Origin of the sequence: Nocardiopsis tropica (assembly GCF_042660575.1) — a bacterium.
GTDB classification, from domain to species: Bacteria; Actinomycetota; Actinomycetes; order Streptosporangiales; family Streptosporangiaceae; genus Nocardiopsis; species Nocardiopsis tropica.
On the sequence record NZ_JBHSUF010000006.1, the window covers coordinates 168,044 to 191,138 of the forward strand.

General features: G+C 74.7%; 19 protein-coding genes and 3 tRNA genes. 15 read left to right on the forward strand and 7 right to left on the reverse strand.

Going from position 1 to position 23,095, the window contains the following annotated elements:
• Positions 1 to 18: 18 nt before the first annotated feature.
• Positions 19 to 606 (forward strand): TetR/AcrR family transcriptional regulator, encoded by a 588-nt coding sequence (locus ACFQBR_RS11705; RefSeq protein ID WP_344185479.1) that lies wholly within the window; start codon positions 19 to 21, stop codon positions 604 to 606.
• A gap of 307 nt (positions 607 to 913) precedes the next feature.
• On the opposite strand, the gene ACFQBR_RS11710 is transcribed toward ACFQBR_RS11705, so the two are convergent.
• On the reverse strand, positions 914 to 1,621 hold the full coding sequence (locus ACFQBR_RS11710; protein ID WP_344184358.1) for a response regulator transcription factor: 708 nt from the start codon (positions 1,619 to 1,621) through the stop codon (positions 914 to 916).
• On the reverse strand, positions 1,621 to 2,922 hold the full coding sequence (locus ACFQBR_RS11715) for a sensor histidine kinase (RefSeq protein WP_344184357.1): 1,302 nt from the start codon (positions 2,920 to 2,922) through the stop codon (positions 1,621 to 1,623). Before ACFQBR_RS11715 ends, ACFQBR_RS11710 begins: the two co-directional genes overlap by 1 nt.
• Before the next feature lie 150 nt (positions 2,923 to 3,072).
• Between ACFQBR_RS11715 and ACFQBR_RS11720 the strand changes: the two genes are divergently transcribed.
• Positions 3,073 to 3,846 (forward strand): ABC transporter ATP-binding protein, encoded by a 774-nt coding sequence (locus ACFQBR_RS11720; RefSeq protein ID WP_344184356.1) that lies wholly within the window; start codon positions 3,073 to 3,075, stop codon positions 3,844 to 3,846.
• Positions 3,831 to 5,501 carry a hypothetical protein gene (locus ACFQBR_RS11725; protein WP_344184355.1) on the forward strand — a complete coding sequence of 557 codons (1,671 nt, stop codon included), beginning with the start codon at positions 3,831 to 3,833 and terminating at the stop codon, positions 5,499 to 5,501. The genes ACFQBR_RS11720 and ACFQBR_RS11725 overlap by 16 nt, the downstream gene beginning before the upstream one ends.
• A gap of 80 nt (positions 5,502 to 5,581) precedes the next feature.
• Here the strand turns inward: ACFQBR_RS11725 and ACFQBR_RS11730 are convergent, their stop codons facing one another.
• A complete protein-coding gene (locus tag ACFQBR_RS11730; RefSeq protein ID WP_344184354.1) occupies positions 5,582 to 6,223 on the reverse strand; it encodes a TetR/AcrR family transcriptional regulator in 642 nt (213 codons plus the stop codon).
• Between the two features lie 254 nt (positions 6,224 to 6,477).
• On the opposite strand from ACFQBR_RS11730, the gene ACFQBR_RS11735 reads away from it, so the two are divergent.
• Complete coding sequence (locus tag ACFQBR_RS11735; RefSeq protein ID WP_344184353.1) at positions 6,478 to 7,653, forward strand: acyl-CoA dehydrogenase family protein; 1,176 nt, start codon at positions 6,478 to 6,480, stop codon at positions 7,651 to 7,653.
• Positions 7,654 to 7,746: 93 nt separating this feature from the next.
• Here ACFQBR_RS11735 and ACFQBR_RS11740 read toward each other — a convergent pair whose 3' ends face one another.
• On the reverse strand, positions 7,747 to 8,121 hold the full coding sequence (locus tag ACFQBR_RS11740) for an FKBP-type peptidyl-prolyl cis-trans isomerase (protein WP_267948732.1): 375 nt from the start codon (positions 8,119 to 8,121) through the stop codon (positions 7,747 to 7,749).
• Positions 8,122 to 8,241: 120 nt separating this feature from the next.
• On the reverse strand, positions 8,242 to 9,426 hold the full coding sequence (gene manA, locus ACFQBR_RS11745; protein WP_344184352.1) for a mannose-6-phosphate isomerase, class I: 1,185 nt from the start codon (positions 9,424 to 9,426) through the stop codon (positions 8,242 to 8,244).
• 359 nt (positions 9,427 to 9,785) lie between these two features.
• On the opposite strand from manA, the gene ACFQBR_RS11750 reads away from it, so the two are divergent.
• On the forward strand, positions 9,786 to 10,283 hold the full coding sequence (locus ACFQBR_RS11750; protein ID WP_344184351.1) for a GNAT family N-acetyltransferase: 498 nt from the start codon (positions 9,786 to 9,788) through the stop codon (positions 10,281 to 10,283).
• A gap of 70 nt (positions 10,284 to 10,353) precedes the next feature.
• On the opposite strand, the gene ACFQBR_RS11755 is transcribed toward ACFQBR_RS11750, so the two are convergent.
• On the reverse strand, positions 10,354 to 10,905 hold the full coding sequence (locus tag ACFQBR_RS11755) for a TetR/AcrR family transcriptional regulator (RefSeq protein ID WP_330156561.1): 552 nt from the start codon (positions 10,903 to 10,905) through the stop codon (positions 10,354 to 10,356).
• A gap of 180 nt (positions 10,906 to 11,085) precedes the next feature.
• Here ACFQBR_RS11755 and ACFQBR_RS11760 point away from each other — a divergent pair, with 180 nt between their 5' ends.
• A complete protein-coding gene (locus ACFQBR_RS11760) occupies positions 11,086 to 12,819 on the forward strand; it encodes an MFS transporter (RefSeq protein WP_344184350.1) in 1,734 nt (577 codons plus the stop codon).
• A gap of 208 nt (positions 12,820 to 13,027) precedes the next feature.
• On the opposite strand, the gene ACFQBR_RS11765 is transcribed toward ACFQBR_RS11760, so the two are convergent.
• On the reverse strand, positions 13,028 to 14,284 hold the full coding sequence (locus ACFQBR_RS11765; RefSeq protein WP_344184349.1) for a molybdopterin molybdotransferase MoeA: 1,257 nt from the start codon (positions 14,282 to 14,284) through the stop codon (positions 13,028 to 13,030).
• 246 nt (positions 14,285 to 14,530) lie between these two features.
• Between ACFQBR_RS11765 and ACFQBR_RS11770 the strand changes: the two genes are divergently transcribed.
• From ACFQBR_RS11770 to ACFQBR_RS11810, 9 genes are all read left to right on the forward strand, one after another.
• Positions 14,531 to 14,603, forward strand: a tRNA-Gly gene (locus ACFQBR_RS11770).
• A 41-nt stretch (positions 14,604 to 14,644) separates the two neighbouring features.
• Positions 14,645 to 14,715, forward strand: a tRNA-Cys gene (locus tag ACFQBR_RS11775).
• 15 nt (positions 14,716 to 14,730) lie between these two features.
• Positions 14,731 to 14,807 (forward strand) — tRNA-Val (locus tag ACFQBR_RS11780).
• A gap of 675 nt (positions 14,808 to 15,482) precedes the next feature.
• Positions 15,483 to 16,010, forward strand: coding sequence for a lytic polysaccharide monooxygenase auxiliary activity family 9 protein (locus tag ACFQBR_RS11785; protein WP_267948726.1), 528 nt, complete (start codon positions 15,483 to 15,485; stop codon positions 16,008 to 16,010).
• Positions 16,011 to 16,373: 363 nt separating this feature from the next.
• Positions 16,374 to 16,817, forward strand: coding sequence for a GNAT family N-acetyltransferase (locus ACFQBR_RS11790; RefSeq protein ID WP_267948725.1), 444 nt, complete (start codon positions 16,374 to 16,376; stop codon positions 16,815 to 16,817).
• A gap of 592 nt (positions 16,818 to 17,409) precedes the next feature.
• Positions 17,410 to 19,053 (forward strand): pyridoxal phosphate-dependent decarboxylase family protein, encoded by a 1,644-nt coding sequence (locus ACFQBR_RS11795; RefSeq protein WP_344184348.1) that lies wholly within the window; start codon positions 17,410 to 17,412, stop codon positions 19,051 to 19,053.
• Complete coding sequence (locus tag ACFQBR_RS11800; protein ID WP_344184347.1) at positions 19,050 to 20,498, forward strand: lysine N(6)-hydroxylase/L-ornithine N(5)-oxygenase family protein; 1,449 nt, start codon at positions 19,050 to 19,052, stop codon at positions 20,496 to 20,498. Before ACFQBR_RS11795 ends, ACFQBR_RS11800 begins: the two co-directional genes overlap by 4 nt.
• On the forward strand, positions 20,495 to 21,115 hold the full coding sequence (locus ACFQBR_RS11805) for a GNAT family N-acetyltransferase (protein WP_344184346.1): 621 nt from the start codon (positions 20,495 to 20,497) through the stop codon (positions 21,113 to 21,115). The genes ACFQBR_RS11800 and ACFQBR_RS11805 overlap by 4 nt, the downstream gene beginning before the upstream one ends.
• On the forward strand, positions 21,112 to 23,046 hold the full coding sequence (locus ACFQBR_RS11810) for an IucA/IucC family protein (protein ID WP_344184345.1): 1,935 nt from the start codon (positions 21,112 to 21,114) through the stop codon (positions 23,044 to 23,046). The genes ACFQBR_RS11805 and ACFQBR_RS11810 overlap by 4 nt, the downstream gene beginning before the upstream one ends.
• The last annotated feature ends 49 nt before the right edge of the window (positions 23,047 to 23,095 follow it).

The following is a 23,095-nucleotide window of genomic DNA, read 5'->3' on the forward strand; positions in this document are numbered from 1 at the left end:
GGCCCGGGAGGAAGCATCATGGGCACCGCGGGAAATGGGGCCAGGGGCGGCCGCCGTCCCGATCCGGCCGTGGACGAGGCGATCCGCGCCGCGGCGCTGGAACTGCTGGTGGAGCGCGGGTTCGGGCTGACCTTCGACGAGGTGGCGGCGCGGGCGGGGGTCGGGCGCACGAGTGTGTTCCGGCGCTACCCGACCAAGCGGGACCTGGTGGCGGCCGTCGCCGGACAGGTCGGCGCCGACCGGATGGAGGTGCCCGACACCGGGTCGCTGGAGGGCGACCTCACCGCAGCGGTCGGCGTCGTCCAGGGGGTGTTCGGCGGGACTCCGCTCCAGGCCCTGGCCCGGCACGCGCTCTCCGACGCCCTCCGGGACGGGGAGGGCTCCGCGGTCCTGCGCTCGCTCCTGGAGCAGCGGACGACCCTGGTCCGGGAGGTCCTCGCCCGCGCCGCCGCACGCGGGGAGGTCTCCGACCCCGACCGCGCCCCGCTGGTCGCCGACCTGCTGTCCGGGGCGGTCCTGGTCCGTCTGGCCACCGGCACCCCCTTCCCCGAGGGCGGCGAGGCGGACCGCCTCGCGCGGGCCCTGGTCGCGGCCGCCCGGGACTGAGCCCGGCCGACCCCGCGGGCGGCAGGGCCCCGGGGCGGGACGGACGGGCGTTCCGCGCCGGGGCACGCCCGGGGCCGCCGACAGGGGGCCGCGAGGGCGACCGACGACGGCGGGGCCGCGTAGCGATGCCCGCGGCCGACGCGAGCGGGGGCGGCGACCGGGGCCGGGGGCGGGCACGCCCGCCCCCGCGGCGTCGACGCGCCGTCCACAGGCCCGGGAACCGTCCGGCGCCCCGGGGCGGCGTGCGGTTTGCTGGGAACAGGGGGCCCCGGGGCCTGCCCGCCCCGCCGTGCCCGGCGCGCGCCGGTCAGTCCTCCGACCGCGCGTCGTGGGTGAGCAGGGCCAGCTGCACGCGGCCGGTCAGGTCCAGCTTCGCGAGCGCGCTGGACACGTGGGACTTCACCGTCCCCATGGACATGTACAGGCGTTCCGCGATCTCCGCGTTGGACAGTCCCGCGGTCACGGCCTCGGCGACCTCCCGCTCCCGTTCGGTGAGCAGCTCCAGCCTCCGCCGTGCCCGCTCCCTGCGGGTGGGCGCCTCGGAGCGCTCGGCCGGGTCCTCCCCGGCCGCCCGATCCATCAGCGCGCGGGCCACGCCCGGCGAGAGCACGGGCTCGCCGGCCGCGGCGCGGAGCACCGACTCCACGATGCGCTCGGGTTCTGTGTGCTTGAGCAGGTATCCGGCGGCGCCCGCCCGCAGGGCCCGCACCACCGTGGCGTCGGCGTCGAACGTGGTCAGGACGATGACCTGGGGCCGTGCGCCTTCCCCGCCCGATGCTCCGCCGCGCAGGCCCTCGGTGGCGGTGATCCCGTCCACGCCGGGCATGCGCACGTCCATCAGCACCACGTCGGGGCGGTGCTCGGCGACGGCCGCGGCGACCTCGGAGCCGTCGCCCGCCCCGCCCACGACCTCGATGCGGTCGTCGCCGGAGAGCATGATCCGCAGCCCCGCGCGCACCAGGGGGTCGTCGTCGACGAGGAGTACGCGTACGGGGTCGGTAGGCACGGCCACCACTATGGCACCTCCGGGGGTTCCGGCCACGGCAGGGTCGCGGACAGGCGGAACACCCCGCCCTGCGCCCCGTGGAACAGCTCGCCGCCCTCCAGCGCGACCCGCTCGGCCAGCCCCGTCAGGCCCGCGCCCGCGCCCGGGATCTCGCCGGAGACCACCCCGACCGGCAGCGCGCTGGTCACCGACACCTCCACGCCCCGCCCCGGGCCGCCGGCCACCCGCACGGCCACCCTGGCCCCCGGGGCGTGCTTGCGCGTGTTGGTCAGCCCCTCCTGCACCACCCGGTAGACGGTGCGCGCCACCTGACCCCCCGGCTCGGCCCCGGCCGGGGCGTCGAGCTCCCACCCCACCCGCTGCCCCGCGGCGACCGCCTCCCCGACCAGCCGCCCGGCGTCGGCGAGCCCCGCCGCGGGAGCGGCGGTGCCGGCGTGGTCGTCCGCCCCGCCCGGCAGGGTGTCCGTGGAGCGCAGGACCTCCAGGACCCCGCTGAGCTCCTCCAGGGCGCGGTGCGCGTTGTCCCGGATGACCCGGACCGCGGCGCCGAGCTCCGCGGCCTCCAGCGGCGCGGCGGCGCCCGCCTCGGCCCGTTCGGTCCTGTAGGCGAGGGCTCCGGCGTGCACCGACAGCAGGGACATGCGGTGCGCGACCACGTCGTGCATCTCCCTGGCGATACGGCGCCGCTCCTCGGAGCGGGCGTCCTCCAGCCGCCGCTCCCGGTCCGCGCGTTCGCGCCGGACGTCGGCCCGCAGGCGCTCCACCAGCTGGCGGCGGGCGCGGACGGCGACGCCCCAGCCGACGCTGCCCGTGACGAGGGAGGCCGCGAGCGCGACGGAGAGGACGCTCTCGACCCGGCCGGGCGGCACGGTGACGAGCCAGGGCAGGCCCAGGAGCATGGTGAGCGCCACCACCCACGCCGCCTGCTGCCAGGGGCGGCGGATCGCGAGGCCGACGAGGCCGACGACCAGGGCGGCGGTGACCGAGTTGGAGAAGGCCGCCAGGACGCACAGGACCAGGGCCACGGCGAGGGGGCGCCTGCGGCGCAGGAGGAGCACCAGGCAGCCGACCGCCCCGGCGACCGCGTCGGGCACGAAGAGCCACTCCGGCACGTAGTGCGACAGGCCGATGAGGTGCCCGGCGAAGTAGCCGACGGAGACGTTCAGCCACCACAGGAAGGCGGTGGCGAACAGGAGGGCGTCCACGACCGCGTCCCGCCACCGCCGGCGGGAGCCCCCGGGCGTCCCCGCGGCCCCGGGCACCGCCCCCTCCCCGTCCTTCCCCCCGGTCGCCGCCGGCGTGGTGCGCACTGGCCGCCCTCCCTCTCGTCGCCACCAGCCTAGAACCGCCGCCGCCCCGCCCGCCTCCGTCCGAGGACCGCCCCACGGGCGGCCGATCGGCCGATCGGCCGTGACCACTCGGACGATGCGCCCGGGTCCCCGCAGCCTGAGCATGGGGGGATGAGCGATAACGTGCCCGCGCTGGAACTGGACGGGCTGACCAAGACCTTCAACGAGACCAGGGCGGCCGACGGGGTGTCCCTGTCCGTCCCGCGCGGGGCGATGCTCGGACTGGTCGGCCCCAACGGGGCCGGCAAGACCACGTCGCTGTCCATGGCGGTGGGGCTGCTCCGCCCGGACAGCGGGACCGCGCGGGTGCTGGGCACGGACGTGTGGGGGGACCCGGTCTCCGCCAAGCGCCTGCTGGGGGTGCTGCCGGACGGCCTGGCCCTGCCGGAGCGCCTGACCGGCGGCGAGCTCCTCGACCACTGGGGGCGGTTGCGGGGGCTCGAACGGGGGGTGGTCCGGGCCCGGAGCGAGGAGCTGCTGCGCGTGCTGGAGCTGGACGGGGCCGAGGCGGACTCGGTCCTGGTCGCGGAGTACTCGACCGGCATGCGCAAGAAGATCGGCCTGGCCACCGCCCTGCTGCACGCCCCGAAGGTCCTCGTGCTCGACGAGCCGTACGAGGCGGTGGACCCTGTGTCGGCGAGGGTGCTCACGGCGATCCTGCGGCGGTTCACCGACGGCGGCGGCACGGTGGTGGTCTCCAGCCACGTGATGGCGCTGGTGGAGCAGCTGACCGACCGGGTGGCCGTCATCGCCCGGGGCCGGGTGCTGGCCGACGGGTCCCTGGCGGACGTGCGGGGGGCGGACGCCACCCTGGAGGACACCTTCGTCCGCCTGGTGGGCGCCCGCGAGGTCGGGGAGGGGGAACTGGCGTGGCTGTCCTCCTGATCCGGCTGAAGTTCACCCTGCTGCGCCACTCCCCCACGGGGATGCGCCTGTTCGGGACCGCCCTCGCGGTCCTCGGTCTCGGCATCACCTGGTACTTCGCCCTGGCGGCCGGTTCGGACGCCGTGCGGGCGGACCTGCTGTCCCTGGTGTTCGCGGTGTGGGCCGCGGCCTGGATGCTCGGTCCGACCGTCGCCAACGGCACGGGGGTCCTGCGCTCGCAGTACTTCGCGCTGCTGCCCCTGGACCGGCGCCGGCTGGGCGCGATCCTGCTGCTGACCATGTTCTTCGACATCGGCCCCGCCCTGACCCTGGTGGCGCTGGCCGCCCTGTCCTGGCACGCGCTGGCGGTGGACCCGGCGGCCCTGCTGGTGGCGGTCCCGGGGATCCTGCTGCTGTGGGTGTTCGTGGTCTCGCTGTCCAGGCTGGTGTTCCGCGCCCTGGGCGCGGCGATGCACTCGCGGCTGGGGATGGAGATCGCGTCGGTGCAGTGGGGCCTGATCCTCGCCGGGCTCTTCTTCGGGTGGATGGCGGTCCAGCCCGCGTTCACCGCGACCCTGGGCCTGAGCGAGAACGGTCTGGGCGAGGGCGCGGTCGGCGCGGTGCTCTCCGCCCTGCCGACCTCCTGGCCGGTGCTCGCCGTCCAGGCCGCGGCCGCGGGGTCCTGGGGGGCGGCCTCCGCCTGGATCGGCGCGCTGGCGCTGCTCACCGGGGCGCTGGTCGCGGTGACCGCCGTACTGCTGGCCCCCCGGATCGGGGCGCGCGGCGTGCGGCGCCGGGGCCGGCCCCTGGGCGCGCGTCCGCCGACGTCCCGCGGGCCCCGGTTCCCCCTGCTGCCGGACACCCCCCTGGGCGCGGTGGTCGGCAAGGAGCTGCGCCAGTGGTGGCGCGACCCGTGGCGCGGCCTGGAACTGCGCGCGTCGCTGTGGGCGGCGCTGTTCATCGGCCTGCTGACCTGGTCCAGCGGCACGTTCTCCTTCTTCGCGCCGTTCGCCGGGGTGATCGCGGCCTTCATCATGGCGCTGGCCACCTCGAACATGTACGGGCACGACGGGACCGCGCTGTGGCTGTCGGTGGTCGGCCAGGGCCGGGACACGGTGCGGGCGGACGTGCGCGGCCGCCAGGTGGCGATCCTGCTGCTGATCGTGCCGGGCGCGACCCTGCTGAGCGCGGTGTTCGTCGTGGCGACGGGATCGCCCTGGGCGTGGCCGTACGTGGTCACCGGTATGGCGGTGTTCTTCGGCGTGGGGAGCGGGCTCGCGCTCCTGCTGTCGGTGGTGGCGCTCTCCCCCGGGGTGGACCCGCAGCTGAGGGTGGACGCCAACGACTCGGGCGACAACCAGGTGCAGGTGTGGATCGCGCTGGTGGCCCTGCCGCTGCTGTCGGCGCCCGCCGTGCTCGCCGCCGTGTTCCTCGGCCTGGCCGGCCTCCCGTGGGCGGCGGCGCCGGTGGGCGTGCTCAACGGGGCGCTCGCGGCGTGGTGGCTCGGCCGGGTCGCGTACCGGCGGTTGGAGGCGCGGCTCCCGGAGGCGTTCGCCCGGATCAGGTACGGCAAGGAGGTCGCCCTGCGGACCGTGCCGGCGAACGGCTCCCTGCTGGACCGGCTGGAGCGCACCGCCATCGAGGGCAACGCCGAGACGAGGCCGACCGGCTCCTGAGCCCGCGGGTCCGGGGACCCGGCCAGCCGGCGCGGCGCGGTCCTGGACGGGGACCGCGCCGCGCCTTCCCGCGTGCGCGGTCAGTCGTGGGGTGTGACCCGCACCCTGGCGAAGACGTCGGTGAGCCCGTCCAGGAAGGCCGACAGGGCCAGCTCGAAGCTCGCGTCGTCGATCTCCGCGGCGTGCTCGGCGAGCCGGTGGGCCTGTGACAGGTTGGGGTAGCGGTCCCGGTAGACGCGCACGTCGTCGTCGAACCCCCGGGCGAAGGAGTTGGTCGCGGCCCCCACGACGAGGTACTTCGTGGAGGCGCCGATCATCGTGGCGTAGCGGGGCGGCCAGCCCGCGCCGACGAGCCCGCCGTGCACGGCGTCGGCGCGCCGCAGCGCCTCCTCCCGGCGGCCGGGGCCCGCGGACACGACCGGGAGCAGGTGGGGATGCTCGGCGAGGGCGTCGCGGTAGGAGCGCGCCCAGACGGTGAGGCCCTCGCGCCAGTCGCCGCCGTCGAACCCCGAGACGTCGATGTGGGCGGTGACCTCGTCCGCGACCTCGGTGAGCAGCTCCTCCTTGGTCCGGTAGTGGCTGTAGAGGGAGGCGGCCTGCACGTCGAGCTCCTGGGCCAGCTTGCGCATCGACAGCCCGTCGAGACCGTCGCGGTCGATGAGCGTGAGCGCGGCCAGTCGGATGGCTGGTCTGCTCAGGATCGGCGTCCTGGGTCGGGCCACGGGGGATCCCTCTCTCCGCTGTGGGAGGCGCCCGGTCCGTCCGGCGCCCGGCCCGATCATCGCACGTCAGTACGCGGCGCACGTCCGGCGCCGGGTCCCCGCGGCGCCGGCGGGGCGCTGCCGCGGGCAGCCGGTCACCTCCGGTCCGCGGCCGGAACGCGTGGGAACCCCGATGCCGCGACCTCTTGCACGCACGGCCGGACACACCGTACCCTCAAATAACCGAACACTGTTAGGTTACTGGGGAGCAGGCCGTGATCGATTTCTCGTTGAGCGAAGAACAGCGCGCCGTACGCGACTGGGTGCGGACCTTCGTCGAGCGGGAGCTGATGCCGCTGGAGAACGAGGTGCTGCGCCGGGAGCGCGAGGGCCACCCGCCCGGCCTGAACTCCGAGGAGCGCACCCGCCTGCGCGAGCTGGCCCGCAAGTCCGACTTCTGGGGCGTGGAGACGCCGACCGGGTACGGCGGCATGGGCCTGGACCCGGTCACCGCGGCGATCATCGAGATCGAACTGGGCAGAACCTTCCTGACCTTCAAGTTCGGCGGCGAGGCCGACAACATCCTGTACCACGCCAACGAGGAGCAGAAGGAGCGCTACCTCCTGCCCACGATCGCCGGCGAGCGCCGCTCCTGCTTCGCCATCACCGAGCCCGGCGCGGGCTCCGACGCCAAGGCCATCCGCACCCGCGCGGTCCGCGACGGCGACGAGTGGGTGATCAACGGCGAGAAGACCTTCATCACCGGCGGCAACGAGGCCGACTTCGCCATGGTCTTCGCGGTCACCGACCCGGAGAAGGGCGCCGACGGGGGCGTGACCTGCTTCCTCGTCGACCGCGACGCGGGCTGGACCTCCGAGCCCATCGACACCATGGGCGAGCGCCGCCCCGCCTCCCTGGTCTTCCAGGACGTGCGCGTGCCCCACGAGAACATCCTGGGCGAGGAGGGGCACGGGTTCTCCCTGGCCATGAAGTGGATCGGCAAGGGCCGCTACCTGCTGCCCGCCCGCGCGCTCGGCGGGTGCGAGCGCCTGCTGGACATGGCGATCGAGTACTCCCGGACCCGCGAGACGTTCGGGGCGCCCATCGCCGACCGCCAGGCCATCCAGTGGATGATCGCCGACTCCCAGACCGAGATCGAGGCCCTGCGCCTGCTCGTCCTGCACGCCGCCTGGCAGGTGTCGGTGGGGCGGGACTCGCGCCACGCGCAGTCCATCGCCAAGCTCTTCGGCGGGGTGAAGGCCAACGAGATCGTCGACCGGGTCATGCAGATCCACGGCGGCATGGGCTACACCCGCGAACTGCCGATCGAGCGCTTCTACCGCGACGTCCGGCTGCTGCGCATCTTCGAGGGGACCGACGAGATCCAGCGCCGCACGATCGCCCGCGACCTGCTCAGGGGCCACATCAAGGTGGGCGCAACCCTGGGCTAGGCGGACGGAGGGGCCCGTGCCGCGCCCGTGGGCGCGGCACGGGCCCCTCCGCGCTCCGCGTGTCCGGGGGACCGGCCCCCGGCGCCGGTCGGGTCAGCGGACGCCGACGAGGTCGCAGACGAAGATCAGGGTCTCGCCCGGCTTGATGGCGCCGCCGGCGCCGCGGTCGCCGTAGGCCAGGTGCGGGGGGATGACCAGCTTGCGCCGGCCTCCCACGCGCATGCCCAGGACACCCTGGTCCCAGCCGGAGATGACCTGGCCGGCCCCGAGACGGAAGCTCAGCGGTTCTCCGCGGTTCCAGCTGGCGTCGAACTCCTCGCCGCTGGAGAAGGCGACGCCCACGTAGTGGACGTCGACGGTGCTGCCGTGGCCGGCCTGCGCGCCTTCGCCGACCTTGATGTCGGTGATCTCCAGGTCGGCGGGCGGCGGGCCCTCGATGAAGTCGATCTCCGGACGCTCGAGCGCCATGGTGGTACCCCTCGTGTGATCAGTGGGAACAGAGAGGCCAAGGGTATCGGCGCGCGGACACCTCCCCGCGCGCCGGGCCGGGGCGGCGCCCCCGTCCGGCGCGGGCGGCGGACCGCTCCGTCACTGGGAGCCGACCGTGGCCGCGACGACGTGCCCGTGCCCCTCGACCTTGATCGGCCCGCTGTCCGCCTGCACGAACACCGACTCCCCGCGTTCCAGGGTCAGGCCCTGGCCGACCTCCGCGACCAGTTCCACCCGCCCGTGCAGGGCCAGCACCACCGTGGGCCCCTCCCCCGGCAGGTGGGCCGCGACGCGGCCCGGCCCGATCTCGTGCAGCGCGAACTCGGGGGCGGCCGGGCGGAACTCCCGCCTCCCCTCCAGCAGGCCGGGCCGCGCGTAGGGGATCGGCAGCACCGAGAAGTCCACCACGTCCAGGAGTTCGGGGGCGTCCACGTGCTTGGCGGTCAGCCCCGCGCGCAGCACGTTGTCCGAGCTGGCCATCACCTCGACCGCCGTCCCCTGGAGGTAGGCGTGCAGGTTGCCGGCGGGCAGGAACAGGGCCTGCCCCGGCCCCAGTGTGACCCTGTTGAGCAGGAGCGACGCGACCGCGCCCGGATCGCCCGGGTAGCGGACGGCGAGGTCGGCGACGATGTCGCCGTGGGCCCCCCGGGGGCCGGACGCGGACCACTCGGCGACGAACTCGTCGAGCAGGCGCTCCCTGCTGCCGTCGGGGAGGGTGAGCAGGCGTGTGAGGGCCGCGCGCAGGGCCGCGTGGGTGTCGGGCACCGCCAGGTCCGCGCGCAGCAGCACGGCCAGCTCGCACGTGAGCCCGCGCAGCTCGGCGCCGGTGGCCGCGGGCTCGCGGAAGCCGCACAGCGCCTCGAACGGCTCCAGGGCGAGCAGGAGCTCGGGTTTGTGGTGGGGGTCGCGGTAGTTGCGGTGGGGGGCGTCGAGGGGGATGCCCGCGCGCTCCTCGGCGTCGAACCCGGCCCGGGCGCGGGTGGCGTCGGGGTGCACCTGGAGGGAGAGGGGCGCCTCGGCGGCCAGGAACTTGAGGAGGAAGGGCAGCCGTGCGCCGAACCGCTCGGCGGTCCCGTGCCCCAGCACCCGGCGCGGGTCGTCGGCGATCAGGCGGGGCAGGGGCCTGGGCCCGTCCTCGCAGTGGGCGGTGCTGGGCGCGCCGTGGTGGGCGCCCAGCCAGAGCTCGGCCTGGGGCGTGCCGTCGGGGTCGGCGCCCAGCAGGCGCGGGATGGCCGTGCGCGCTCCCCAGGCGTACGGTCGTACCTGGTTGGTGAGCCTGTGCATCCGCCCCCCGCTTTCCCGTCTGCGTGTTCTCACCCCGTGGACGCTCCGGCGAGGTGGCAACAGTCTCGCGAAGGGGGCCGTCCCGGTCGACACGGCACGCCCCACTCGTAGAGGTAGTGCACACTTCACCTCGCGGGGTGGGCAGGCACCCGACTGCTGCGGGGCCCGGCGGCGGCTACGAAGTTACTGGGAAGTAAACCACGATCCCGGACACGTGAACAGCACCACATTGTCACCTCCCGGAGCCCGCGGCGACACCCGGACCGGGGTCCTGGAACCCCTTCCCCGCGCAGCCGTCGTCGCACCGGACCGCTATCGTGTCCCGGTCGTGATCGTTCCCCGAAGCGTGAGGCGGACACATGAGGCTACGGCAGGGAGGCCCGGCCGACCTACCGGCGGTGCTGGAGATGTTCGACCGCACCGTCGCGTGGCTGGCCGCGCGCGGACGGTCGGGGCAGTGGGGCGACACACCGTGGTCGCGAGACCCCGACCGGGTGCGGCTCGTCGAGGACCTGGTCTCCGACGGGATGTGGGTGGCCGAGGCGGAGGGCTCCCCGGCCGGGGTCCTGACCGTCCGCGAGGAGGCCCCCGCGTACGCGCCGCCGGCCGGGGAGCCCGAACTCTACGTGCGCCTCCTGCTGGTCTCCCGGGAGCACACCGGGGCCGGCGTCGGCGGCGAGCTGCTCGCCTTCGCCCGGAGGCGGGCCCTCGACCGGGGCGTCGGCCTGGTGCGCGTGGACTGCTGGTCCGGCGGCGACGGAGCGCTCATCCGGTACTACGAGGGCCAGGGCTTCACCCCGACCGTGCGGGTCCCCGTGGGCGCCAGGGAGGTGCAGGTCCTCCAGCTCCGGCCCTGAGCCGGCGCGCGCCCCGGGCCTGCCCGGCGGAGCGCGCCGGGGACCCCGCGGTCCGGGCCCGCGCCTCCCCTCACCTGGGGCGGCGGACCTTGTCCGAGGCCTCGACCAGGCGGTCGATCATCTCCTGGGTGAGCGCGGGTTCGGGCTGCGGCAGGCCGGCGATCGCCGCCATGTACAGCCCGTCCCCGGCGCGCAGGATGATCTCGGCCAGGACGGGGTCGGTGAGCTCGTCGTGCAGCAGTTCCCCCCAGTGCGAGAACAGGTACTGCACCCTGCGGGTGGCCTCCTCCGGCATGTCCTCCCGGCCGCGCAGGGCGGCGATGACGGCCCAGTACAGCTCGCGCTCCTCGGGGCTCTGCGGCAGCGACGTGCGCAGGAACACGCGGACCACGCCCTCGGGGCCCTCCCTGGCCTCGCGGAACTCCTCCTCCGCCAGCGCGCTCAGGCGCTCGATCAGCCCGGTGAGCATCGCCGCCTTCGACGGGAAGTGGTAGAGGAGCCCTCCCTTGGACACCGAGGCGGCGCGGGCGACGGCCTCCAGGGTCACCCCGGAATAACCCTCGCCGATGAGGATGTCCTGGAGGGAGTCGAGAATTCGGTCGCGGGTGTTCGATGCGTTCACGATTGACACTGTACCGTCCGGACGGTACTGTACCGTCTGGACGGTTGAAGAGTCCTGCGGCGTGCCCGCGGTCGACCAGACTTCCCGCCCCTCCCGACCCGGAGTCCGCTGCCTCCCGTCGGGCCTCCACCGCGCCCCCGGTCGGGGTGCCGCGCAACCAGCAACACGTAACGAGGAAAGATGAGCTCCGCCAAGGCCGGGAACGGCCCCACCGACGCGCACGGACGCGACCGAGCGACCCCGGCCCTCGCCGGGCCGCGGGAGTGGGCCGCCCTCGCCGTCCTGGTCCTGCCCGTGATCCTGATCTCGGTCGACTCGACCGTGCTCGGATTCGCCGTCCCCGCGCTGAGCGAGGATCTGCGGCCCACCGCGGGCCAGCTGCTGTGGATCGTCGACGTGTACGGCTTCGTCCTGGCCGGCCTGCTCATCACCATGGGCTCGCTCGGCGACCGGATCGGCCGCAGGCGCCTGCTCATGATCGGCTCGGCGGCGTTCGGCGCCGCCTCGCTGATCGCCGCGTTCTCGCCCACGGCGCAGACCCTGGTCCTCGCCCGCGCCCTGCTCGGCCTGGCGGGCGCCTCGCTGATGCCGTCCACGCTGTCCCTGCTGCGCAACATCTTCCTCGACGCGCGCCAGCGGCTGCTCGCCATCGCCATCTGGGCCTCCGGGTTCTCCGGCGGCGCGGCGCTCGGCCCGATCCTGGGCGGCTGGCTCCTGGAGCACTTCTCCTGGGGTTCGGTCTTCCTGATCAACCTGCCCGTCATGGTGCTGATCCTGGTCCTGGTGCCGCTGCTGGTCCGCGAGTCGCGCAACCCGGAGGCGGGGCGGCTGGACCTCCTGAGCGCGGTCCTGTCCATGGCCGCGATGCTGCCCGCCGTGTACGGGATCAAGAAGCTGGCCACCGAGGGGTTCGGCGTCGTGCCGATCGCCTCCCTGGCCGTCGGCCTCGGCCTGGGCTACCTGTTCGTGCGCCGCCAGCGGCAGCTCCGCGACCCGCTCATCGACGTGGGCCTGTTCCGCTACCGCGTGTTCAGCGTGGCCGTCGCCACGAACCTGATGATCGTGTTCTCGCTGGTGTCGTCGCTGTTCTTCCTGACGCAGTACCTCCAGCTGGTCCTCGGCATCTCGCCCATGCGGGCCGGCCTCGTGCTGGTCCCCGGTCTCGTCCTGTCGGTCCTCGCGGGCCTGGTGGCGGTACGCCTGTCGCGGCACCTGAGCCTGGCCGCGGTGATCGGCGGGTCCCTGCTGACGACCGCGTCCGGGTTCGCCGTCCTGGTCCTGGCCCCGGAGAGCGGCGTGACCACGGGCGTGGTGACCGTGGCGCTCGGCTTCTCGCTCATCTCCACCGGCGCGGGCTTCGCCGAGACGCTGACCAACGGCGCGATCATGTCCGCGGCCCCGCCCCAGCGCGCGGGCGCGGCCTCGGCGATCTCCGAGACCGCCTACGAACTCGGGGCGGCCCTGGGCGTCGCCGTGCTGGGCAGCGTGCTGACCGCCTCCTACCGGTCGCAGCTGACCGGTGTGGAGGGCGTTCCGGCGGAGGCCGTCGACGCGGCCAGGGAGACCCTGGGCGGCGCCGCGAACGCCGCCGCCGACCTGGGCGGCGGCGCCGGCGACGCCCTCATGGGCGCGGCCCGGTCCGCGTTCACCGACGGGATGCACCTGACCAGCGTCATCGCCGTGGTGATCGTCCTGGCCGCCGCCACCCAGGTCTGGGTGCTGCTGCGGGGAGTGGGCAACCCGACCGTCGAGGCCCCGTCCTCCGCCCCGGAGGACGGGGGCGGCGCGGACGCGGTCGCGGTGGGCCCCGCCGGTACCGAGGTCCTCGCGGACGCCCCGGACGGGGCCGGTCCGGACGGGAGCACGTCGGCCGCGGGGTCCGCGGCAGGCGCCCCGGACCGGGGCGCGCGGTAGCGGGGCGCGGCGGGACCGCCCCGGCCCGCGGCGGTCCGGCGGCCGATGGAGCCGGGCTCCCGCCGGCACCGCCGTCCCCGGACGGACCACCGGACGGCCGGTGGGAGAAGTGGGACCCCGTGGCCCCGGAGGATGCCCTCCGGGGCCACGCGCGTGTCGGGCGCCGACGGGCAGGGGCCCGTGTCGGCGACGGCCGGACGCCTCCGCCTCAGGGGAGGCCGACCAGTTCCACCTCGGTGCCGTCCCAGGCCGGGGGCACCACCGCGTAGGCGTCGGCCAGGGCCGCGCCCCGGAGGCTGCCGGGGCGGTCGTGGCCGACGGGCACGGCCCGGCCGCCGACCAGGCGCACGGCGACCAGCCTGGTGTCCACCGGGTGGGACTCGACCCCGCCGTCCAGGACGGCCGCGGGCAGGCTCCCCCGGGGTTCGGCCGCACCCGCCATGGCCCGCAGCAGGGGCGCGAGCAGCGTCACCGCGGCGACCAGCGCCGCCCCCGGGTTTCCGGGCAGCCCCACGAAGACGGCGCCGTCCGTGTACGCCAGCAGCTGCGGGTGGCCGGGGCGGCAGGCGACCCCGTCCACCACGACGGTGGCCCCGAGGTCGTCCAGGACCGCGCGGAAGTGGTCGGCCGGGCCCCGGGAGGACGAGCCGCACACGGCGACGACGTCGGCGTCGGCGCCCTGCGCCGCCTCCCTGAGCGCCGACCGGTCGTCGCCGAGGTGGCGCACGGACACGAGAGCGCCCCCGGCCCAGTCGACGACCCCCGGCAGCAGCGGCCCGATGGCGTCGCGCACCCTCCCGTCCCCGGGCAGGCCCTCCGTGGCGACCTCGTCCCCCGTCACGAGGGCCGCCACCCTCGGGCGCGCCACGGGCAGGGTCGCGTGCCCCAGGCTCGCGGCCAGCCCGAGCGCCGCGGGTCCGATCACCGTCCCCCTCGTGAGAACGGTCTCACCGGGCGCGGTCTCCTCGCCCGCCCACCGCACGTGGCGGCCGCGCTCCACCCGGCCCTCCACCACACCGCCGCGGACCACCGATCGCTCGTACGGCAGGACGCTCTCGGAGCCCTTGGGGACCCTCGCCCCCGTGGCGATCTCGACCGCCTCACCGGGACGCAGGCCGGCGCCGTCCGCGGGGGCGCCCGCGAGCCGCCTGCCGACCAGCCGCCAGGGACCCGGCCCCGCCACCGCGAAGCCGTCCATGGCGGAGGCGTCGAAGGCGGGCAGTCCCACCAGGGCCCGCACGTCCGCGCCGAGGACCCCGCCCAGCGACCGCTCCAGCGGGGTCTCGCGCGGCTCCGCGCCCCGCAGCCCGCCCAGCGCCACGGCCTCCGCGCGCGCACGGGCCCACGAGAGGTGGGACCCGTGGTCCGCGTGTGTTCCGTGCGTCCGCCCGTCCTCGGACGTCCCGTGTGTGCCCGGGGCCCCGCCCCGGTGGGCGTCGCCGCGGATGTCGCCGTTCCTGCCCATGCCGCCTCCCGGTCGTCGCACCAGCGCGCCCCCATTGTCCACCCGGGCGCCCTGGGGCGGGAGCCACCGCTCCGGCCGTTCCGCGCGGGGGTCCCGGAGCCGCCCCGCACGGGTCGGCGCCGGAGCCGGAGCCGGTGGCGGACCCGGTCCTCCCTGCGTCGATTTGCCGTCTGACGACTTTCCGCTAAAGTTCTTATCAGCAGCACGGCGGGGCCGCGGAGGACGCGGACACCGGCCAGGCAGCAAGCGGACGTGGCTCAGCTGGTAGAGCATCACCTTGCCAAGGTGAGGGTCGCGGGTTCGAATCCCGTCGTCCGCTCGGAGGAGACGCGAAGGCGCCCAGGCGCTTCCGTGTGACTCGGTGGAGTGGCCGAGAGGCGAGGCAGCGGCCTGCAAAGCCGTCTACACGGGTTCGAATCCCGTCTCCACCTCACACCGCTTCACGCGGGCGATTAGCTCAGTTGGTTAGAGCGCTACCTCGACACGGTAGAGGTCACAGGTTCGAGTCCTGTATCGCCCACCAGCATCACCCTAGGCCAGAGCTTCGGCTCTGGCCTTCGGCGTTCCCCGGGGCCGCCGCGCCGGGAGGTGTCCGGGAGAGCGCCTTCCCGAGGGTTTCCGCCGGGTCACGCACCGGGCGCCTGGAAGGCATCGTGGACTGGTTCCCCGACCCCACCAACGGATGGCGCTACTACCGCGCAGGCGACGTCTACGACTTCGCCGCACAACACGGCACAACCACGTGAGACCTCCCCCAACCTTCCGAGACGATGAGCCGGCCCACCGCGTTGCCCGGTGGACCGGTTCTGTGCGCACCGGGACCGCGCGGTGCACCGCCGCGTCGTCGCGGGGCCGCGGGAGGGCCGGGACCGGGTCCCGGGAAACGGCCGTTGACCCCGGGGTAAGGAGAATGTAGCCCCCGCCGTGGTCCGGTGGTCATGGCGGGAGTGGTCCACTCCCGACGTGACCGGACCGGCGCCGCCGGAGACCGATCCCCTCGCTGATCACCGGGAACGCGCCGGAGGCCGGCCGACCGGGCCGGGACCCCGCCGCCCCCGGGTGGTACCCCGCCCGGTACGGGGACGGCCCGGCGCCGCGACCACCTCGGCCCTTGACCGAGGGTCACGATCCACCTACCTTCGCCTCACCCCCCGACCCGGGTCCTCCGCTCCCTGGTCATCGAGGAAAGGCTCCGCGCATGAAGCCCCGCTCGTCCCCCCGCCGACTCCGCGCCGCGACCGCCGTGGCGGCCGCAACCGCCCTCTTCTTCACCCTCATGCCCGCCGGCGTCGCGTCCGCGCACGGCTACGTCTCCAACCCCATGAGCCGCCAGGCCCAGTGCGCCGCGGGCATCGTGCAGTGCGGCTCCATCCAGTGGGAGCCGCAGAGCGTCGAAGGCCCCAAGGGCCTGATGCGCTGCGACGGCGGCGTCGGGCGGTTCTCCGAGCTCAACGACGACAGCCGCGGCTGGCGGGTCACCGACGTGGGCCGTTCCCAGACCTTCACCTGGACCCTGACGGTGTCGCACGCCACCAGCACCTGGGAGTACTTCATCGGGAACCAGAGGATCGCCGTGTTCAACGACAACGGCGCCCGCCCCGGGTCGACGGTGAGCCACAACGTCGACCTGTCCGGGTACAACGGGCGGCACAAGCTCCTGGCCCGCTGGAACATCGCCGACACCGGCAACGCCTTCTACGCCTGCACCGACATCAACATCCGCTGATCCGCAGGGGCCCGTCCGGCGACGGGCCCCGACGGCAGGACGCGCCGACGCCCGTGCCGGCCGCGCTCCTCGGCCGCCGGCCCGGGGCCTCCCGGGTAGCGTCCTCCCCTTTCCCCGCACCGTGCCGGGGCGGCACCGCGCCCCGGCACGGTGCGCGTCCCCGTCCGGGGCTCCGGAGTCCGGCATAATCTGCGGGGGCGGGACCACCTGCGGTGTCCCCGCGGCGAGGGGCGCTCCTGCCCCGGCCGCGAAGCCCCGGGCGCACCGCGACCGCGTGGGACGCGCCCGTGTCCGACGGCGGAGGGTGGAAGGCCAGTGGAACAGCAGGAGGGCGCGCCGGCGCCGGACCCCCGGGGATCCGGGGTGGACATCGGACCCATGGCGGTGGAGCACCTTCCCGCGGTCCTCGACCTGGGACACCGGGTGTACGAGACGAGCGCCCTGCCGTACACCTCCTGGTCGCTCACGGCGGCCGCCGGCCACCTGGACAGCCCCCGCTCCTCCTGCCGGGTGGCGCTGAGCGGCACGCGGGTCGTCGGGTTCGTCCTCGGCTCGATGGGCTTCGAGCACCGCGACGACTGGGGCTACATGGAGTGGATCGCCGTGGACCCCGGCCTCCGGGGCCACGGGATCGCCGGACGCCTGGTCCGTGAGTGCTGCGCGGGGCTGGAGGCCCTCGGGGCGTCCCGTATCCTCACCGACGTGGAGACGGGCAACACGGCCTCCCTCGCCCTCATGCGCGGCAGCGGGTTCTCGGAGAACACCACCGTCATGTACCTCGAACGGCGGGTCGGGCCGGAGCGGTAGCGCCGCGGGCGCCTTCCCGCGGGAGGACCGCCCGCCGCCGGTGGAACCGGGGCGGACGCCGGGCCGACAGGCGCCCCGGCCGTCACCCGGCGTGCACGCCGCGGGGCCTCTCCCCGGGGCCTGTCCCCGACCGGCCGGAGACCCCGCGGCGCGGAGGACTCCCCTCCGCGGGCCCGGGAGCGCAGGAGCGCTCCTTCCGGGAGCGCCCCCTCGGCCCCCGGCCGGAGCCGTGCGCCCTCCCCGCCCTGCGGGCGGATCCGTCCCCGGTGGCACGCCCCCGCCGGGTCTTGCGCCGAGGGCCGTCGCCCCGGGCCGTTGTTGGCCGCCACCTGTGATCATCGCGCGTCAGAGAAACGAACTAACCGCTACAAAAGCTGACGAAAACCCCCTGAACGCCGCCCTCGATGGCAACTCTCCGTAGTTAAACCATCTCGGCATGTAGGGATGGTCACAGTGCGAGCCCCTTTTGGTTAGGTTAGGCTCCCCTTGCTTGGATTTCGCATCCCTGCACCGCATCGACGCAGTTCACCCCCTCATGCCCACATCCGGCCAACGGATGCCTTTGGCATGCCCGCCTTCAGGAGGACGACCCATGAACTTCCTCGCGAGGTCCGTTCAGGACCCGCCGACCGGGGGACGCGGCTCCACGGACGCCGGGGCCGACGACGCCCCCGATACCCCGCCCGTCCAGGGGACCGACCACCGGGCCCACCTCTTCGACGCCCACAGCGCCGAGCGCTACCGCGTCCTCGCCGGTTCCGCCGTGGACCGGGTCGCCGCCCGGATCGCCCGGGTGGACCGGCCGTTCACGGGGGCCACCGCCGAGGACCTCCGCCCCGGAATGGACAAGGTCGACCTGGACCGCCCGCTCGACGACCCTGCAGCCGCCCTGGACGAGCTCGAGCACCTCTACCTCGACGACGCCGTCTACTTCCACCACCCCCGCTACATGGGCCACCTGAACTGCCCCGTGGTCCTGCCCGCCCTGCTGGGCGAGACCGTCCTGTCCGCCGTGAACTCCTCCCTCGACACCTGGGACCAGAGCGCCGGCGGAACCCTCATCGAGCAGCGGCTGATCGACTGGACCGCCGGGCGCATCGGCTTCGGCGAGGACGCCGACGGGGTCTTCACCAGCGGCGGCAGCCAGTCCAACCTCCAGGCCCTGCTCATGGCCCGCGACGAGGCCCACGAGCGCCACGGGGGCCGCCTCTCCGAGCTCCTGCCGCGGATGCGCGTGCTGACGTCCGAGGCCGGGCACTTCAGCGTCGCCAAGTCGGCCGCGCTCCTCGGACTGGGCTACGAGTCCGTGATCACCGTGGCCTGCGACGACCGGCGCCGCATGCGCCCGGACGCCCTGGCGGCCGAGCTGCGCCGCTGCCTGCGGGAGGACCTGATCCCCGTCGCGGTGGTCGCCACGGCCGGGACCACCGACTTCGGCAGCATCGACCCCCTCCCCCGGATCGCCGACCTGTGCTCCCGACACGGACTGTGGATGCACGTCGACGCGGCCTACGGCTGCGGACTGCTGGTCTCGCGCCACCGGCACCTGCTGAGCGGCGTCGAGCGCGCCGACTCGGTGACCGTGGACTTCCACAAGTCCTTCTTCCAGCCGGTCAGCTCCAGCGCAGTGGTGGTGCGCGAGGGTCGGTCCCTGCGCCACGTCACCTACCACGCCGACTACCTCAACTCCCGCTCCGACGGCAGCACCCCGGTCCTGGCCCCCAACCAGGTGGACAAGAGCCTCCAGACCACGCGCCGCTTCGACGCGCTCAAGCTCTGGCTGACCCTGCGCACGATGGGCGCCGAGGGCGTGGGCGCGCTCTTCGACAGCGTCCTGGACCTGGCCGCCGCCGGGTGGTCGCTGCTCGACGCCGATCCCCGGTTCACCGTGGTCACACGGCCCGCACTGAGCACCCTGGTGTTCCGGTGCGCCCTGCCCGGGGTCGACGAGGAGACCGCCGACGGCGCCAACCGGTACGCGCGGGAGGCCCTGCTGGCCTCGGGCCGCGCCGTCGCCGCCCGCACCACGGTCGACGGCCGCCCGTACCTGAAGCTCACCCTGCTCAACCCCCGGAGCACGCGGGAGGACGTCGCCGAGGTCCTGGACCTGCTCGCGGGACACGCCCGGCACTACGCCGCCGAGCACGGCGCGGTGGCCAGAACCGGCGGCGCACCGTCCACCGCGCCGGCCGGCGCACCGCACGACCCCGCGCACACCTCCGGGAGGACCCGTTGACAGGCGACCACAGCCCCGGCGCACACGGCGCAGACCGCGTCCACGACTTCGCCGCGATCGGCCTCGGCCCCTTCAACCTCGGCCTGGCCTGCCTGAGCGCGCCCATCGCCGAGCTGGACGGCCTCTTCCTCGACCAGAAGCCGGAGTTCGACTGGCACAGCGGCATGCTGCTGGAGGACGCCGAACTGCAGACCCCGTTCATGTCGGACCTGGTCACCCTGGCCGACCCCACCTCGCCGTACTCCTTCCTCAACTACCTCAAGGAGTCCGGGCGGCTGTACCCGTTCTACATCCGCGAGCGCTTCTACCCCCTCCGCGCGGAGTACAACGACTACTGCCGCTGGGCGTCCCGCAAGCTGGGCGACGCGGTCCGCTTCGGCCAGCGGGTCGACGCCGTCGAGTACGACCCCGAGCGGTCCCTCTACCTGCTGCACAGCACCGACACCGCGACCGGGGCGCCCGGCCTGCACCGCGCGCGCCGCCTGGTGCTCGGCACCGGGACCCCGCCCTACGTCCCCGAGTCCTGCCGGGGCCTGGACGGGGACGCCGTGCACAGCTCGGACTACCTGCACGCCGGGGAGGGCCTCCGGTCCAAGCGGAGCATCACGGTGGTCGGCAGCGGCCAGAGCGCCGCCGAGATCTTCCACGACCTGCTCCAGGACGTGGACAGGCACGGCTACCAGCTCAACTGGGTCACGCGCTCGCCGCGCTTCTTCCCGCTGGAGTACACCAAGCTCACCCTGGAGATGACCTCCCCGGAGTACGCCGACCACTTCCACTCCCTCCCGGACGCCACCCGCGACCGCCTGGTGAGCTCCCAGAAGAACCTGTACAAGGGCATCGACACCGAGGTGATCAACGCGATCTACGACCTGCTCTACGTCAAGAGCAGGCTCGGCCCGCCCCCCGTGCGCCTGCTGACCGGCACCGAGGTCACCGGGGCCTCCCGGGTGGCGGAGCTGGACGGCTACCGCCTGGAGCTGCGCAACACCGACCAGGGACGCGACTTCACCCTGGACACGCAGGGGCTGGTCCTGGCCACGGGCTACCGGTACCGGCGGCCGGACTTCCTGGGGCCCGTCTCCGACCGGCTGGCCTGGGACGCGGCCGGGCGCTTCCGGGTGCGCCGCGACTACCGGGTGGACGCGAACGCCCACGGCCCCGGCGGGGACGCGGAGGGGCCGGGCGCGCAGGCCCCGCCCGGGGCGGTGTTCGTGCAGAACGCCGAGCTGCACACCCACGGGTTCGTCTCCCCCGACCTGGGGATGGGCGCCTACCGCAACTCCTACATCCTCCGCGCGATGCTGGGCCGCGAGCCCTACGCCGTGGAGCGCTCCATCGCCTTCCAGGAGTTCGGCGCGCCCGCGCCGCGGGACCCCGGGGCCCGGGACGGGGGCTCCGCTCCCGCGGGGCCGGACACCGAGCTGGAGGTGGTCGACCGATGAGCCGCCCCGCGCCTGCCGCCCGTTTCCCGGCCGGGCTGACCAGGGACGACCCCGAGCTGGGCCGGTTCGTTGTCCGCCCCGTCGACCCGGACGCCGACACACCGCTCCTGCACGGGTGGCTGACCGAGCCCCGGGCCCGCTTCTGGCTGATGACCGAGGCCGACGAGGAGGACGTGGCCCGCCAGTTCCGGGCCGTGCACGCCTCCGACCACGAGCAGGCCTACATCGGCGTGTGGAAGGGCCGGCCCGTCTTCCTCGCGGAGCTCTACTCGCCCGCGGACAGCGAACTGGCCCACCACTACGAGGTGCTGCCGGGCGACATCGGGATGCACTTCCTGGTGGCGCCCGCCGACACCCCGGTCCACGGGTTCACCCGCGCCGTCATCACGACGGTCATGGAGCTGGCCTTCGCGGCCCCGGGGGCCGAGCGCGTCGTCGTCGAGCCGGACGTGCGCAACCGACCCGTCCACGCGCTCAACGAGGCGGTGGGCTTCCGGGTCGAGTCCACCGTCTCCCTCCGGGAGAGCGGCAAGGACGCCTACCTGAGCACCTGTACCCGCGACCGGTTCCGCTCCGCCCTGGCGGCGGCCGCGCCCACGAGAGGAGTCGACAGATGACCGTCAGCCACCCCGGTGGGACCTTCACGGGGGAGCCCTCCCCGGGCGTCCGCGCAGCGGACCCCGTCGGCCCCGCGGACGCCGCCCGGGAACGGCGGGCCCCTCGGCCGGACGGGGCCCCGACCGACCCCCGCGAGGGCGTCGCCCACCTGTCCCCGGACCTGTGGGAGCGCGCCAACCGGCTGCTCGTCCGCAAGGCCCTGGCCGAGTTCTCCCACGAACGGCTGCTCACCCCCGAACGCGGCGCCGACGGCGCGTACACCGTCCGCTGCGACAGCGGGGCCGAGTACCGGTTCACGGCGCGTGTCATGGCCCTGGACCACTGGCGGATCGACGCCGACAGCATCGTCCGCCGCGCCCCCGGCGGCGACGGCTCCCCGGAGGCGACGGACACCCCGGACGCGCTGGAGCTCGTGCTGGACCTGCGCGACACCCTCGGTCTGGGGAAGGAGGTCCTGCCGGTCTACCTGGAGGAGATCACCAGCACCCTGGCGAGCAGCGCCTTCCGCATGGCGGGCGCGCAGCCGGACGCCGCGGGGCTGGCGCGCTCCGGTTTCCAGGCGATCGAGGCGGGGATGACCGAGGGCCACCCGTGCTTCGTCGCCAACAACGGGCGCCTGGGCTTCGGGTCCGACGAGTACCTGGCCTACGCCCCCGAGGCCGCGGCCCCGGTGCGCCTGGTGTGGGTGGCCGCGCGGCGCTCGCGCACCACCTTCTCCCACTCCGCCGACACCGACCCCGGCTCCTTCCTGCGCTCGGAGCTCGGCGACCGCGTCCTGGCCGCCTTCCACGCCGAGCTGGCCGGCCTGGGCCTGGACCCGGACGACTACCACCTGGTGCCGGTCCACCCGTGGCAGTGGTGGAACCGGCTCTCGGTGACCTTCGCCGCCGACCTGGCCCGCCGCGACCTGGTGTGCCTGGGGTACGGGCCGGACGAGTACCGGGCCCAGCAGTCCATCCGCACCTTCTTCAACGCCTCCGAACCGGAGAGGCACTACGTCAAGACGGCCCTGTCCGTGCTGAACATGGGGTTCCTGCGCGGGCTGTCGGCGGAGTACATGGAGGCCACCCCGGCGATCAACGACTGGCTGGCCGACCTGGTCGGGCAGGACCCGGTGCTGCGCGCGACCGGGGTCGGGGTGCTGCGCGAGCGCGCCGCGGTGGGCTACCGGACCTCGCACTACGCGCGGGCCGCCGCCAAGGGCTCGCCGTACCTGAAGATGATCGCCGGACTGTGGCGTGAGAGCCCGGTGCCGAGGCTCGGCCGGGGGGAGCGGCTCGCGACGATGGCGTCGCTGCTGCACACCGACGCGGACGGCGGCTCCCTCGCCGGGGCGCTCATCGCCGAGTCGGGCCTGGCCCCGGCCGTGTGGCTGCGCCGCTACCTGGACGCCTACCTGGTCCCGCTGCTGCACGCGTTCTACGGGCACGACCTGGTGTTCATGCCCCACGGGGAGAACGTGATCCTGATCCTGCGCGACGGGGTCCCCCAGCGGGTGCTGATGAAGGACATCGCCGAGGAGATCGTGGTGATGGACGCGGACGCGGAGCTGCCCGAGGCGGTGGAGCGCATCCGCGCCGAGGTCCCCGAGGACAAGCGGCTGCTGTCGCTCTTCACCGACGTCTTCGACTGCTTCCTGCGGTTCCTCAACGGCATCCTCGCCGACGAGGGCACCCTGGCGGAGGAGGACTTCTGGCGGACGGTGGCGGAGTGCGTCGCCGACTACCAGGCGTCGGTCCCGCACCTGTCCGAGCGCTTCGAGCGCTACGACGTGTTCGCGGACCGTTTCGCGCTCTCCTGCCTGAACCGGCTCCAGCTCCGCGACAACCGCCAGATGGTGAACCTGGACGACCCCGCGGGGGCCCTCCAGCTGGTCGGAACGCTGGAGAACCCGATCGCCGCCCACCGCCCGGGACGGGACCCCCGGTAGGGCGTGTCCGGCGGGCGCCGCCCGCCGGACAGCAGTGTCCGCCCTTCCG

Bases quoted from the DNA above. Each gene is read 5' to 3' on its own strand.
- ACFQBR_RS11720 (WP_344184356.1), top strand. From the start codon at position 3,073: ATGAGCGATAACGTGCCCGCGCTGGAACTGGACGGGCTGACCAAGACC.
- ACFQBR_RS11765 (WP_344184349.1), bottom strand. From the start codon at position 14,284: ATGGGCAGGAACGGCGACATCCGCGGCGACGCCCACCGGGGCGGGGCC.
- manA (WP_344184352.1), bottom strand. From the start codon at position 9,426: ATGCACAGGCTCACCAACCAGGTACGACCGTACGCCTGGGGAGCGCGC.
- ACFQBR_RS11785 (WP_267948726.1), top strand. From the start codon at position 15,483: ATGAAGCCCCGCTCGTCCCCCCGCCGACTCCGCGCCGCGACCGCCGTG.
- ACFQBR_RS11760 (WP_344184350.1), top strand. From the start codon at position 11,086: ATGAGCTCCGCCAAGGCCGGGAACGGCCCCACCGACGCGCACGGACGC.
- ACFQBR_RS11705 (WP_344185479.1), top strand. From the start codon at position 19: ATGGGCACCGCGGGAAATGGGGCCAGGGGCGGCCGCCGTCCCGATCCG.
- ACFQBR_RS11805 (WP_344184346.1), top strand. From the start codon at position 20,495: ATGAGCCGCCCCGCGCCTGCCGCCCGTTTCCCGGCCGGGCTGACCAGG.
- ACFQBR_RS11750 (WP_344184351.1), top strand. From the start codon at position 9,786: ATGAGGCTACGGCAGGGAGGCCCGGCCGACCTACCGGCGGTGCTGGAG.
- ACFQBR_RS11740 (WP_267948732.1), bottom strand. From the start codon at position 8,121: ATGGCGCTCGAGCGTCCGGAGATCGACTTCATCGAGGGCCCGCCGCCC.
- ACFQBR_RS11810 (WP_344184345.1), top strand. From the start codon at position 21,112: ATGACCGTCAGCCACCCCGGTGGGACCTTCACGGGGGAGCCCTCCCCG.
- ACFQBR_RS11795 (WP_344184348.1), top strand. From the start codon at position 17,410: ATGAACTTCCTCGCGAGGTCCGTTCAGGACCCGCCGACCGGGGGACGC.